This is a genomic window from Lysobacter sp. K5869 (genome assembly GCF_018847975.1).
Classification (GTDB): Bacteria; Pseudomonadota; Gammaproteobacteria; order Xanthomonadales; family Xanthomonadaceae; genus Lysobacter.
Window position 1 is genome coordinate 690,405 of the sequence record NZ_CP072597.1, and the last position, 13,306, is coordinate 703,710.

Below are 13,306 nucleotides of genomic sequence, written 5' to 3' on the forward strand. Positions count from 1 at the left end.
GGAAGCGCCGGTTTCTAGGAAGACGACGAACCGGGATCGGGGGAATCGACAAGGCCGGCGCGGAAATTTTTCCGGCGCGGGATGGGGCCGAAGCCGCTGGTAGGAGCGGCGTGAGCCGCGACCGCGACATCGCGGTTACGGCGCGACCGGCGACCCCGCGGTCGCGGCTCACGCCGCTCCTACAGGGGGAAACCGGACTTGCGCGGCCAGAAAAAAAGCGGCGGACCGATTCTCCCGGTTCGCCGCTTCGATGACTGAGGCGCGAGCCCCGATCGGCCCGCGCTCGCGCTTACTTGCCCAAGCGCTCGTTGACCAAGCTCTCCACCACCGACGGATCGGCCAGCGTCGAGGTATCGCCCAGCTGGTCCGGCGCGTTCTCGGCGATCTTGCGCAGGATGCGGCGCATGATCTTGCCCGAGCGCGTCTTCGGCAGGCCCGGCGCCCATTGCAGGTGGTCGGGCGTGGCGATCGGGCCGATTTCCTTGCGCACCCAGGCGACCAGTTCCTTGCGCAGTTCCTCGCTCGGCGCTTCGCCGGCGATCAAGGTCACGTAGGCGTAGATGCCCTGGCCCTTGAGGTCGTGCGGGAAGCCGACCACGGCCGCTTCGGCGACCTTGGGATGCAGCACCAGCGCGCTCTCGACCTCGGCCGTGCCGATGCGGTGGCCGCTGACGTTGATGACGTCGTCGACGCGGCCGGTGATCCAGTAATACCCGTCGGCGTCGCGGCGGCAGCCGTCGCCGGTGAAGTAGTTGCCGGGATAGGTCTTGAAGTAGGTTTCGATGAAGCGCTGGTGATCGCCGTAGACCGTGCGCATCTGCCCCGGCCACGACGCGGTCAGCACCAGATTGCCCTCGGCCTCGCCTTCGAGCAGCTTGCCGTTGGCGTCCACCAGCGCCGGCTGCACGCCGAAGAAGGGCTTGGTCGCCGAGCCGGGCTTGAGATCGACGGCGCCGGCCAGCGGGGTGATCAGGATGCCGCCGGTCTCGGTCTGCCACCACGTGTCCACGATCGGGCAGCGGCCGTCGCCGACGATGTCGTAGTACCAGCGCCACGCCTCGGGATTGATCGGCTCGCCGACCGTGCCGAGCAAGCGCAGCGACTTGCGCGAGGTCTGCTTGACCGGCTCGTCGCCGTCGCGCATCAGCGCGCGGATCGCGGTCGGCGCGGTGTAGAAGATCGTGACGTGGTGCTTGTCGATCACGTTCCAGAAGCGCGACACGTCCGGATAGTTCGGCACGCCCTCGAACACCAGCGCGGTGGCGCCGTTGGCGAGCGGGCCGTAGACGATGTAGCTGTGGCCGGTGACCCAGCCCACGTCGGCGGTGCACCAGTAGACGTCGTCCTCGCGCAGGTCGAACACCGCTTCGTGGGTGAAGCTGGCGTAGACCAGATAGCCGCCGCTGGTGTGCAGCACGCCCTTGGGCTTGCCGGTGCTGCCGGAGGTGTAGAGGATGAACAACGGGTCTTCCGCGTTCATGCGCTCGGGCTCGCAGGTCTCGCTTTGGCCTTCGACCACCGCTTCGTACCAGCGGTCGCGCGGCATCTGCATCTCGACCGCGGCGCCGGTGTGGCGCACCACCAGCACGGTCTCGACCGAGTTGGTGCCCGGCAGCTTCAGCGCCGCGTCGACGTTGGCCTTGAGCGGAATCTTCTTGCCGCCGCGCAGGCCTTCGTCGGAAGTGATGACCAGCTTGCTGGCGCAGTCGGCGATGCGGTCGGCGATGGAATTGGGCGCGAAGCCGCCGAACACCACCGAGTGGATCGCGCCGATGCGCGCGCAGGCCAGCATCGCCACCACCGCTTCGGGAATCATCGGCAGGTAGATGGTGACGCGGTCGCCCTTGGCCACGCCGAGATGGCGCAGCGCATTGGCGAGACGGCACACGCGCGCATGCAGCTCGCGGTAGGTGATGCGCTCGGCCGGCTGGTTGGGGTCGTCGCGCTCGAACAGCAGCGCGGTCTTGTCGCCGCGCGCGGCGAGGTGGCGGTCGAGGCAGTTGACGCTGACGTTGAGTTCGCCGTCCTCGTACCACTTGATGCGGAAATCGTTGAGGTCGTAGCTGACGTTGCCGATCTTGCTCGGCGGCTTGAACCACTCCAGGCGCTGGGCGACGCGCCCCCAGAACGCGTCCGGGTCGCGCACCGACTCGGCGTACTGGCGCTCGTACTCCTCGCGCGTGTAGCGCGACTGGGCGGCGAACGCCGGATCGACGGGATGGACGCTGGCGGGGTTGCTCATGGGGGCTCCGTGCGATGTGCCGTGGCTGCGTGGGGTCGGACGCGGGACCGCTGAGGATAGCGGACGGGCGGTGCCGTTTCGCCTTCCGCAGGGTTCGTCCGTAGTCCTCTCAGTGTGCCGCAGTGCAACAACGCACGCTGCGCCGCGGCGTTAGACCATGGTCGTAAGCCGCGCAGACAGGCGTCGTTTTTCGACCAATGGCGAATGGTGGCGCCGCGCCGGCCACGCGCAGGCTGGCCTCGGCCGTTCGCTCCGGGCGGCATTCCTCGGGAGGGAATCACGATGTCGTCTAGCCTGCTTACACGCGGCGCGGGGGAGCGCGCCGGTATCCCGGCCGCGGCGACGCGGCCGCGCGGCCGCTCGCTGCTGGCCGCCTCGGTGCTGCTCGCGCTGCTGCTGCCCGGCCACGCCCTGGCCCAGACCGCCAAGGAAAAAGAGCTGGAAGCGCGCGTGGCCGAACTGGAGCGCATGGTCCAGCAACTGGTCTCGCAGCAACAGCAAGTCCAGACCCAGGTCGCCGAGGTCAAGACCGCACAGGCCGCCGCGCCCGCGGTGGCGGCGGCGCCGGCCAAGAATCCGATCCAATCGACCACGATCAGTCCCTCGGCCAATCCGGGCACGCGTTTCAGCTACGGCGGCTTCATCAAGCTCGACGCCTCGGTCACCTCGACCGACGGCGGCGACATCGCCGACGGCTCGGTCGGCCGCTTGTTCTACGTGCCCAAGGCCATTCCGGTCGGCGCCAAGGCCACCCGCGAAGGCGGCAGCGACACCGACATGGGCGCGAACTTCTCGCGCTTCTGGTTCGCCGCCGACACCGACCTGGACAGCGGCGACAAGCTCAAGGGCTATCTGGAATTCGATCTGTTCGGCGGCGGTTCCACCGCGTTCACCGGCAACGAGATCGCCACCAACACTTACGCGCTGACCTTGCGCCACGCTTACGTGACCTGGAACAAGTGGCTGGCCGGCCAGACCTGGTCGAACTTCCAGGACGCCAACGCGCTGCCGGACACGGTCGATTTCCTCGGCCCCACCGAGGGCACGGTGTTCGTGCGGCAAGCGCAGTTGCGCTACACCAGCGGGCCGTGGTCGTTCTCGGTGGAAAACCCGGAGACCGTCTACACGCCGTTCCGCGGCAACATGGCGCAGGTCGCCGGCGACGACGGCGCGGTGCCGGACGTGACCGCGCGCTACACCGCCAAGGGCGAGTGGGGCCATTTCAGCGTCGGCGCCTTGGCGCGGCAGCTGAAGTATCAAGCCGGCCGGGTCAACGACAGCAGCACCGGCTACGGCCTGAGCGTGTCGGGCAAGTGGAACCTCGGCGCCAGCGACGACCTGCGCTACATGGTGACCGCCGGCAGCGGCATCGGCCGTTATGTCGGTCTGGCGCTCAACAACGACGCGGTGCTCGACGGCAACGGCGAGTTGGAGAACATCGATCTGGTCGCCGGCTTCGTCGGCTGGCGGCACGTGTTCAGTCCGAAGCTGCGCGGCAACGTGTTCTATTCGCGGGCGCAGTACGACAACAAGACCGCGCTGACCGGGCTGGGCATCACCAAGTCGGCGCAGTCCGCGCACGTCAACCTGATCTACACGCCGATTCCCAAGCTCGACATCGGCGCGGAGTACATCTGGGGCGAGCGCGAGATCGAGACCGGCGAGAAAGGCGAGTTGAACCGGTTGCAGACGCATGTGAAGTACAGCTTCTGATCGCGAATCGCACGTGGACGCGGCGGCGACGCCGCTTCCAGCCGTCGTTGCCGCGAAAGCGGGAATTCAGGGCTTCATCCAGGCATGGCGCTGAAGTCTCCGGATCCCCGCGTTCGCGGGGAGGACGGACTGAAAGTTTCGGCGCGAAAACGACGGCTTCGCGCAGCCACACCGAAAAGACAACACCGAGAAAGACGCCCCGGCGGGCCACGACCCGCTTCCATTCCACTGTTCGGGGGAACAGCTCATGTCCAGCACCACCGCCAGCACCGCCCCGCACTCGGCGCCGCTGACCAAGGACCACCGCAAGGTGATCTTCGCCTCCAGCCTCGGCACCGTGTTCGAGTGGTACGACTTCTATCTGTACGGCTCGCTCGCCGTCATCATCGGCAAGCAGTTCTTCGGCGGCCTCAACGAGACCAGCCAGTTCATCTTCGCCCTGCTCGCCTTCGCCGCCGGCTTCGCGGTGCGGCCGTTCGGCGCGCTGGTGTTCGGCCGCCTGGGCGACATGATCGGGCGCAAGTACACCTTCCTGGTCACCATCGTGCTGATGGGCCTGTCGACGTTCCTGGTCGGCATCCTGCCCAGCTACGCGACGCTCGGCATCCTCGCGCCGATCATCCTGATCGTGCTGCGCCTGCTGCAGGGCCTCGCGCTCGGCGGCGAGTACGGCGGCGCGGCCACCTACGTCGCCGAGCACGCGCCCAACGGCAAGCGCGGCCTGTATACGAGCTTCATCCAGACCACCGCGACGATCGGCCTGTTCCTGTCGCTGCTGGTGATCTGGGGCTGCCGCAATTACCTGGGCAAGGACGAATTCGAAGCCTGGGGCTGGCGCATTCCGTTCTGGGTCTCGGTGATCCTGCTCGGCGTGTCGGTGTGGATCCGCATGCAGCTCGCCGAATCGCCGCTGTTCCAGCAGATGAAGGCCGAGGGCAAGACCTCCAAGGCGCCGATCACCGAGAGCTTCTTCTCCAAGAACGGCAAGATCGCGCTGCTGGCGCTGCTCGGCGCGACCGCCGGTCAAGCGGTGGTCTGGTACGGCGGCCAGTTCTACTCGCTGTTCTTCCTGACCAAGACGCTCGGCATGGACCCCAACCAGGCCGACATCTTCATCGCCATCGCGCTGGCGCTGGCCACCGGCGGCTTCGTGTTCTTCGGCTGGCTGTCGGACAAGATCGGCCGCAAGGTGATCGTGCTCGGCGGCTGCCTGATCGCGGTGCTGACCTACTTCCCGGTGTTCAAGGCGATCACCCACAACGTCAATCCGGCGCTGGAAGCCGCGGTCGCCGCTTCGCCGGTCACCGTCACCGCCGATCCGGCGCGTTGCGCGTTCCAGTTCGATCCGGTCGGCAAGGCCGCGTTCAAACAATCCTGCGACGTGATCAAGTCGGCGCTGGCGAAGAAGGGCATCCCGTACAACAACGCGCCCGGCGCGGCCGGCAGCGTCGCCACGGTGAGCATCGGCGGCACCGTGCTGACCAGCTTCGAGGGCGAAGGGCTAGACAGCGCCGCGTTCAAGGCACAGTCGGAAGGCTTCGGCAAGCAGCTCACCGAAGCGCTCGGCAAGGCCGGCTACCCGGCCAAGGCCGATCCCGCGCAGATCAACAAGCCGATGGTGATCTTGCTGCTGACCTTCCTGGTGCTGCTGGTGACCATGGTCTACGGCCCCATCGCCGCGTGGCTGGTGGAACTGTTCCCGACCCGGATCCGCTACACCTCGATGTCGCTGCCGTACCACATCGGCAACGGCTGGTTCGGCGGCTTCCTGCCGTTCACCGCCTTCGCCATCGTCGCGGCCACGGGCAACATCTACAGCGGCCTGTGGTATCCGGTGGTGGTGGCGGCGCTGACCGTGGTGATCGGGGCGCTGTTCCTGCCGGAGACGAAGGATCGGGATATTACGGAGTGAGGTGACTTCGCTTCGGGTGACGGCGCCGGCTTTCGAGCCGGCGCTGTTGTTTGGGGGGCAAAAGGGAAAGAGGGAAAGAGGGGAATAGGGAATGGGGAGTGGCGGCTGCGGCGCGTTGGGAAGCCGATTCGAGACCATACTGTCCAACAACGAAACACCCACCATTCCCCGTTCCCTTTATTCCCCTCATTCCCCTGCTTCCCCCATGCCCTCCCTCCCGCCCCTCCTCCACGCCATCCGCGCCTGCACCCTGTGCGCCGCGCACCTGCCGCACGGCGTGCGGCCGGTGCTGCAAGCCAGCGCCGCCGCGCGGCTGTTGATCGCGGGGCAGGCGCCGGGGCGCAAGGTGCACGAGTCGGGGATTCCGTTCGACGACGCCAGCGGCGAGCGGTTGCGCGATTGGCTCGGGGTGGATCGCGAAACCTTCTACGACGCCGCGCGCGTGGCGATCGTGCCGATGGGGTTTTGCTATCCCGGCAAGGGCAAGTCCGGCGATCTGCCGCCGCGGCCCGAATGCGCGCCCGCGTGGCAGGCGCGCCTGTTGCCGCAATTGCGCGGCGTGCGCATGACCCTGGCCGTCGGCCAATACGCGCAGGCCTGGCATCTGCCGGGCGCGGCCTCGCTCACCCAAGCGGTGGCCGCGTGGCGCGAACGATGGCCGCGCTTGGTCGCGCTGCCGCATCCCAGCCCGCGCAACAACCTGTGGCTCAAGCGCAATCCGTGGTTCGAGCGCGAACTGGTGCCGGCGCTGCGCGAGCAAGTCGCGCGAGCGCTGGCCGAATGAGTCACTGGTAGACGAATTTGGGCATTTCCCACTCGTAGCGGATCGCCAGCAAGCGCAGCGCGAAGCCGCCGCCCAGGCAGCCCAGCACGGCGACGCTTTCGGCCACGCCCACGCGCAACAGGACCAGATAGGCCACGCCGGTCAGCAGCGAGATCACCGCGTACAACTCGCGCTGGAACACCAGCGGAATCTCATTGCACAGCACATCGCGCAGCACGCCGCCGAAGGCGCCGGTGAGCATGCCGGCGATCACCACGATCGCCGGCTGGTGGCCGCCTTCGCGCGCCACCGCGCAGCCGATCAAGGTGAAAGCGATGAGGCCGAGCGCGTCCAGCCACAAGAAAGCGCGGCGCAGGCGATGCAGCTTCTTCGCCAGGAACGTCGCCGCGAACGCCGCACCGACGGTGTAGGCCAGATATTCGGGGTGGCGCACCCAGCCCAGCGGATAGTGGCCGAGCACGATGTCGCGCAGCGAGCCGCCGCCCAATGCGGTGACGCAAGCGATGATGACCACGCCGAACAAATCCATGCGCCGGCGGCCGGCGGCGAGCGCGCCGGTCATGGCTTCGGCGCTGATGGCGATGAGGTAGATGATCTGCAACAACACAGGGAGAACTCCGGCGACGGTCGGGGGGACCGCGGCGGCGCGGAGCCCCAGGCGCACGCGGACCGCGCCGCGAACGGACGCGGGCGGTCGGCGGGACGCGCGCGCGAAGGCGCGCGGCGATGCGCATGGGTTTCCGTGGCCTGAGCCGCGGCGCCGCTCCCGCTGTCCTTTTACCTGAGAGTTTGCGCGGCGCCGGCGTGGCCGGACCGCTTGCCCCTTCGGTGGGCCGTCGATGCGGCCTCTCTCCAGATCGGCGATGTCGTTGCAGTGGTCCGGTTCGGCGAATCGGGTTCGTCGAACCGGGCCTGAGCGATTATGGGAGCCTGCGCCTTCGGCGGGCGGCGGCCGTGGGCCGGCGCCTCTCTTCTGCGAACGGGCGGCATGGTAGCAGGCGCGCGGCGAACGGACGCGTCCGGATCGGGCCGTTCGCCGGCGACCGGCATGCGCATCCGACCGACGACGCCGGTAACGCGATCTGCTTGTAGGAGCGGCGCGAGCCGCGACCGCGGCAACCCAACTGCGACGAAACTTGCGCCGCGAGCGGAAACCCCGCGGTCGCGGCTCGCGCCGCTCCTACAGGGAGCCTTCGACGCCGCGAAGCCGTCCGGACCTTCGCTTACTCCTGCGCCAACGCCTCCACCATCGACTGCTCCAACGACCGCCCAGGGTCGCCACGAATCGCATCCAACTCGTCCGCGCCCCACTGCCGCCGCAACCGCCCGTCCACCAGCAACGCCGCGCGGGTGATGAAACGCTCCGCCACATCCAGCGAATGCGTCGCCAGCAACACCGCCACGCCGCGTTCGCGCGCGAGTTGCTGCAGATGCCGCTTGAGCGCATAGGCGCTGAGCGGGTCCAAGCCGTTGAGCGGTTCGTCCAACACCAACAGCGGCGGCTCGCCGAGCAGCCCCAGCGCGATCGCCAGTTTCTGCCGGGTGCCGAGCGAGTACTGGCCGATGCGGCGGTCGAGCATCGGCGCCAGCGACAAGGTCGCGCACAGCGCCAGCGTCGCCTCGGGAATCGCGTCGAGGCCGCGCGCGCCGGCGAACAGGCGCAGGCATTCGCGGCCGCTCAGCAGCGGCGGCAAGCGCGCCGGGTCGACCGCGAAGCCGAGCGCGCGCTTGGCCGCGAGCGGTTCGCGGGCGAGGTCGCGGCCGCCGATCGACACCCGCCCCGCGCTCGGCCGCAGCAAGCCGGACAAGCAATGCAGCAAGGTGGTTTTGCCCGAACCGTTCGGGCCGATCAGCGCGGCGAAATCGCCGGGCATCAAGCGCAGGTCGATGCCGTGCAGCACCGCGTGTTCGTCGTAACGGTGCTGCAGCCCTTGCAGTTCCAATGCCGCGTTCATGACCGACGTTCTCCGCGCAGCGCCGTCAAGGCGGGCAAGCACATCAACAGCGCGATGCCGAACAACGCCGGCGCGGCGCGCCAACTCAAACCGAGCAAGACCGCGCCCGCGCCGGCCATCGCGCAGGCGCAGACGAACGCGAACGCGGGATAGCGCCACGCCGCGCGCACGAACCCTCGCCGGGACGACGGCGCCGCGGCCAGCGCGCGCGCGGCGGCGACGCTGGCGGCGGCGCACGCCTGGGCCAGCAGACTGAACCACGCCAACGCGATGGCGATCAGCAGCACGCCGGCGCCGGAGGTCAGCGCGGTCGAGCCCGGCAACGCCAGCAGCACCGCGCCGATCATCCAGGCGTGGCCGCCGCGCCGCCAGCGCAGCAAGGCTTCGCGGCGCTGCCAATCGCTCAGATGCGGCAGGCGCGCATCGTCGAGCCAACGCAAACCGAACAAGGGCTCGCGCGCGCCTTCGCGCAAACGTTGCACAGGACGGCGACGCTGGCGCAACGCCGCGATCAGCCCGAGCGCGGTGCCGGGTACGAGGCCCGCCGCTACAACGAAGAACGCGGTGCGCAAACGTTCGCCGTCGCCGCCGAACGCGATCAGCATCGCCGCGACGACGAACACGGCGGCCGCGCCGCCGAGCGCGGCGAGCAGGATCAAGGTGCGGGTCGCGCGCGCCGGCTCGACCGGCGCGGCCGCCCACCACCCGTGCCGCAACGTGTCGTCGAGCGCGCTCAAGCGCGCGCGGGCGCTGGCGTAGGACAGCGCCAACGCGAGCAAGGCGAACGGCAACGGCGACTGCGCGACCAAGCGCGGCAACGCCGCCGGCAGGGCCGCCGCTTCGCCGCCCGCCGCGCGCATCCCGAGCGCGCCGACCAGGGCCAAGGCCAGCGCCGCGACCGCGCCGCGCCCGCGCTTCCAACCGCCGCCGCGCAGGGCGGCGAGGCGGGCTTCGCGCAGCCAGGGATGGAACAAGGGCGGCATGATCGGCGAGGGTAGCGCGGTCGAGGTTGCGCGATGGTGTTCGCCCGGACACCGGCGGGCCCAGTGCCGTCAGATGGGCGCCGCGAACGGAACTTTCCGCCCCTCGCGCCCGCGGCCAACCCCTAGCCGCATCCCACCGGCTGTAGGAGCGGCGTAAGCCGCGACAACGCAAATCGGCAGCCCACAAACACTAAGCAAACCGACGCAAACGCCCCGCCCCACGCAGCATCGACGCCCCACCTGTAGGAGCGGCGCAAGCCGCGACCACGGCAACTCGACCACGACGCAAACCGCAAACGCGCCACGCAAACGACCGCCCCGAAGCCCCACGCATTCAAACCGAACGCACGCGCTCCGCCGCCGCCGCCGCCGCCGTCAACGCTCCCCCGCCACGCACCGCCGCCGCACCGCCTCGGTCAACGCCACATCGCGCACCCAGGTTTCCAGCCCGGCCCAGACCCGCTCCAGCGCCGCGACGATGCGCGCCTCGTCGCCGAGCTCGCCCTGCGCCACCAACCGATACAGCTCCGCCGCGCCGTCCGGCCCCGGCAGATCGGCCGCTTCGTCGAACATCGTGCCGGCGGTGACGAACAAATGGCGCTCGGCCAACCCGGCCAGACACGCCACGTGCACGGCGAACTCGCCGGCCAGCAGCGCCAGCGGCTTGCGCGCGTAGCGGTTGCGCAGCTTGCCGATCAGTTCGTACAGCTCGCCGACCACGATCTCGGCCATCGCCCGCTCCACCGCCGCGTCGTCGGGGTGCGCGGCCAGCGAGCGCAGGGTCTCGAACAGCGCGCCGTGGTCCGGCGCGATCCACAGCGCGCGCGCGTGCACGAACTGGCCGTGGCTGATCGGCCAGGTCTCGTCGACTTCGCGCGCGAACGCTTCCACCGCGCTGCGCGACATCAGGTTGACCTCGGCCTTGCCGCGGCCGTGAACCCATTCCAGCGATTCGTCGAAATCCTCGCCGAACGCGGCGTCGTCGAGCACCGCCCACAGCTCGACGTCCGAATACGGACCGTCGCTGTCGCGCGCGGTGGAGCCGTACAGCGCCACCGCCAACAGGCGTTCGCCGTAGCGCTGGCGCAGGCGTTCGAGAATGAGGGCGACGAGGTCGCGGCGTTGTTCGGAGGTGACCGATTGCGGTCCGGCGAACAAGGTATCGAGTTCGCCCTGCGGCAGTGCGTAATCCATCGCGACTAGGTACCACGGCGCTTGCCGGCGCGGCAATTGCGCAATGCGGGCGTTGCGACGCGGCTTGCGCTTGGGGTGGGATGCGGGGCGCATCCTTCGGCCGCGCGATGCGCGCTCCCTACCTGTAGGAGCGGCGTAAGCCGCGATCGAAACCGCGGATACGACGCGACCGGCCGCCACGATCGCGGCTTACGCCGCTCCTACCGTCGGATGCGCGACGACGCGGTTATTGCGGCGGCGACGCCAACTCGCGCGCGTCCAAAAACCCGTCGTGGTTGCGATCCTGCCGGGCGAAGCGCTCGGCCAAGGTCTTGCGGTGCTGTTCGCGGGTCAGCGGTGGGCGCGCGCCGCGGCCGCTGGCGGGTTGTTCGGAGGCGTCGAGCACGCCGTCGCGGTTGGCGTCCATCGCGTCGAAGGCGTAGCTGAGCCAGTCCTGGTATTCGCTCAGCGAGACCCGGCCGTCGTGGTCGGCGTCCATGCGCGAGAGGTAGTCGCCGGTGGAGGTGACTTCCTGCGCCGCGGCCCGCGGGCAGTACAGCGCCAAGGGAACCATCGACGCGAGCAACACGAGAGGCAACCGGCGCATGCGCGCTCCGCAACGGGGGATGCGCGCAGCCTGCCGCGCATGGGCGCGGCGGGCAAGTGCACGGCCGGCGCGCGGAGCGCCGGCCGCGCGGGCGGATCAGCTGTCGTCCTGGCAGCAGGCGAAGCGGGTGCCGCCGAACTGGCAGCCGGACTTGGGCGCGCAGCCTTCGGCGTACTTGGTGTCGGCCTGGGCGGCGCCGAAACCGATGCCGGCGGCGAACAGCGCCGCCAGCGCCAAGGCCTTGAAGCGACGGGTGCGGAACGTCTTCATCGTGCTCTCTCCTTACGCGTGCGCTCGCCGGCGCCGCTCCGTGGCGCGCAGTCGCGGTCGCGGATGGGCGGTTCGTCCTTGAACGCGAACGAAGCGGGACGCCGGCGCGCGAAGGCGGCCGGCGCGACGGCGCGGCGAATGGGAACGTTCGGGCCTCGGATCGGTCCAGGCACGCGCCACCTCCGTGTGCGGCGCGGCCGGACGGCGGCGCCGGAATTCCATGCCCGGCGACGCTACGCCCGCGCGCCGGGCCGCGCAATCGGCGAAGCCACGGCCGTCTCACTCCCGCTTCGGCGCGCGTCGAACAAAAGAAAACCCGCGCCGGAGCGCGGGTTTTTCGGATCCCGCCGGGGCCGGCGGATCAGTAGCGCGCCGGCGCCAACGCGTAGCCCTTGAGCCGCGCCGAGAACGCCTGCAGCGACTGGATGCCGCTGGCTTCGGCCTCCACGCACCACGCGTGCAGGCGCTGCAGCGTGGCCTGGGCGTCGTGCGAGCGGTCGTCCAGCACCTGCGCCAGACGCTGGCGGAAATCGGCCAACTGGGCCATGCGCGGACGCTCGGCCACCCAGCTCTGCAGGCGCGCGCGGGCGCCGTCGTCGAGCCAGCGGCCGCCGTCGGCCAAACCCTTGCGCAGACGCCGCGGCAGCGCGCGCACGCGCTCGCCGGCATCGCCCGCGTCTTCGCGCAGGCTCGGCAGGGTGACGTTGCGGTAGAAGTCGGTCATCGCCTGGAAGCGGATCGCCAGCAGCGCCTTGAGCGTTTCGCCGTCGGGCATGGCGATGTTCGGGCGCACGTCCAAGGTCGGCGCCACTCGCAGCACCTTGGCCAGACGCAGCGCGCTCAGGCCGCGGATCGCGGTCCAGCCGATGTCGAACTCCCACTTGCGCAGGGCGAACTTGGCCGAACTCGGGAACGCGTGGTGGTTGTTGTGCAGTTCTTCGCCGCCGATCCAGAAACCCCACGGGGTCAGGTTGGTCGCGGTGTCGGTGGTCTCGAAGTTGCGGTAGCCCCACCAGTGGCCGAGGCCGTTGACCACGCCGGCGGCCCAGAACGGGATCCACACCATCTGCAGCGCCCAGATCGCCACGCCGGCGAAGCCGAACAGGGCGAAGCTCGCCACCAGCAGCAGCACCGGGCCGAAGGTCGCCCACGGGGTGTAGAGCTTGCGTTCGATCCAATCGTCCGGGCAGCCCTTGCCGTACTTCTCGATGTCGTCGCGCTCGGTGCGGGCCTGGCGGTAGAGCTCCACGCCGCGCCACATCACCGTGTCGATGCCCTTGAACTGCGGGCTGTGCGGGTCGTCCTCGGTCTCGCACTTGGCGTGGTGCTTGCGATGGATCGCCGCCCACTCCTTGGTGATCATCGAGGTGGTCAGCCAGGTCCAGAACCGGAAGAAATGCGCCAGCACCGGATGGAAGTCGACCGAGCGATGCGCCATCGAACGATGCAGGTACAAGGTCACCGACAGGATGGTGAGCTGGGTCACCACCAGGAAGTACACGACCAACTCCCAGAAGCTGGCCTGGACCAGGCCTCCGGCGAGGAAATCGATCAGGGACGCGGGCATTGCGAACTCCGGGGACGGCGGCGGCGGACGACGCCTGGGGGTGGCGGGCAATTAAAGGACAGTTGTATAGCCGATGATGCCATTACGGCTCCACCGTTCG

General features: G+C 69.4%; 11 protein-coding genes and 1 riboswitch. Of the genes, 3 read left to right on the forward strand and 8 right to left on the reverse strand.

Translation table 11 applies throughout. The features are described 5' to 3' along the window. Positions 1-289: 289 nt before the first annotated feature. A complete protein-coding gene (gene acs / locus J5226_RS02950) occupies positions 290-2,242 on the reverse strand; it encodes an acetate--CoA ligase (RefSeq protein WP_215838375.1) in 1,953 nt (650 codons plus the stop codon). Positions 2,243-2,524: 282 nt separating this feature from the next. On the opposite strand from acs, the gene J5226_RS02955 reads away from it, so the two are divergent. From J5226_RS02955 to J5226_RS02965, 3 genes are all read left to right on the forward strand, one after another. Continuing rightward, positions 2,525-3,955: a DcaP family trimeric outer membrane transporter gene (locus J5226_RS02955; protein ID WP_255322974.1), complete on the forward strand. Its 1,431-nt coding sequence runs from the start codon at positions 2,525-2,527 to the stop codon at positions 3,953-3,955. A 247-nt stretch (positions 3,956-4,202) separates the two neighbouring features. Next, positions 4,203-5,867: an MFS transporter gene (locus J5226_RS02960; protein WP_215838376.1), complete on the forward strand. Its 1,665-nt coding sequence runs from the start codon at positions 4,203-4,205 to the stop codon at positions 5,865-5,867. A gap of 205 nt (positions 5,868-6,072) precedes the next feature. After that, on the forward strand, positions 6,073-6,651 hold the full coding sequence (locus tag J5226_RS02965) for a uracil-DNA glycosylase family protein (protein WP_215838377.1): 579 nt from the start codon (positions 6,073-6,075) through the stop codon (positions 6,649-6,651). A gap of 1 nt (position 6,652) precedes the next feature. Here J5226_RS02965 and J5226_RS02970 read toward each other — a convergent pair whose 3' ends face one another. From J5226_RS02970 to J5226_RS03000, 7 genes are all read right to left on the reverse strand, one after another. Next, positions 6,653-7,258, reverse strand: a complete 606-nt coding sequence (locus J5226_RS02970; protein ID WP_215838378.1) for a trimeric intracellular cation channel family protein — start codon at positions 7,256-7,258, stop codon at positions 6,653-6,655. 154 nt (positions 7,259-7,412) lie between these two features. Beyond that, a riboswitch (glycine riboswitch) is annotated at positions 7,413-7,517 on the reverse strand. 357 nt (positions 7,518-7,874) lie between these two features. Then, positions 7,875-8,606 carry an ABC transporter ATP-binding protein gene (locus J5226_RS02975; RefSeq protein WP_215838379.1) on the reverse strand — a complete coding sequence of 244 codons (732 nt, stop codon included), beginning with the start codon at positions 8,604-8,606 and terminating at the stop codon, positions 7,875-7,877. After that, on the reverse strand, positions 8,603-9,589 hold the full coding sequence (locus J5226_RS02980; RefSeq protein ID WP_215838380.1) for a hypothetical protein: 987 nt from the start codon (positions 9,587-9,589) through the stop codon (positions 8,603-8,605). The genes J5226_RS02975 and J5226_RS02980 overlap by 4 nt, the downstream gene beginning before the upstream one ends. 375 nt (positions 9,590-9,964) lie before the next feature. Beyond that, entirely contained in the window at positions 9,965-10,876 is a 912-nt protein-coding gene (locus J5226_RS02985; RefSeq protein WP_215838381.1) for a kanamycin nucleotidyltransferase C-terminal domain-containing protein, read from the reverse strand. A 133-nt stretch (positions 10,877-11,009) separates the two neighbouring features. After that, positions 11,010-11,336 carry a hypothetical protein gene (locus tag J5226_RS02990; RefSeq protein ID WP_255323081.1) on the reverse strand — a complete coding sequence of 109 codons (327 nt, stop codon included), beginning with the start codon at positions 11,334-11,336 and terminating at the stop codon, positions 11,010-11,012. 129 nt (positions 11,337-11,465) lie between these two features. Continuing rightward, positions 11,466-11,639 (reverse strand): hypothetical protein, encoded by a 174-nt coding sequence (locus J5226_RS02995; RefSeq protein WP_215838383.1) that lies wholly within the window; start codon positions 11,637-11,639, stop codon positions 11,466-11,468. Between the two features lie 361 nt (positions 11,640-12,000). Further along, positions 12,001-13,206 carry a fatty acid desaturase gene (locus tag J5226_RS03000; protein WP_215838384.1) on the reverse strand — a complete coding sequence of 402 codons (1,206 nt, stop codon included), beginning with the start codon at positions 13,204-13,206 and terminating at the stop codon, positions 12,001-12,003. Positions 13,207-13,306: the final 100 nt, after the last annotated feature.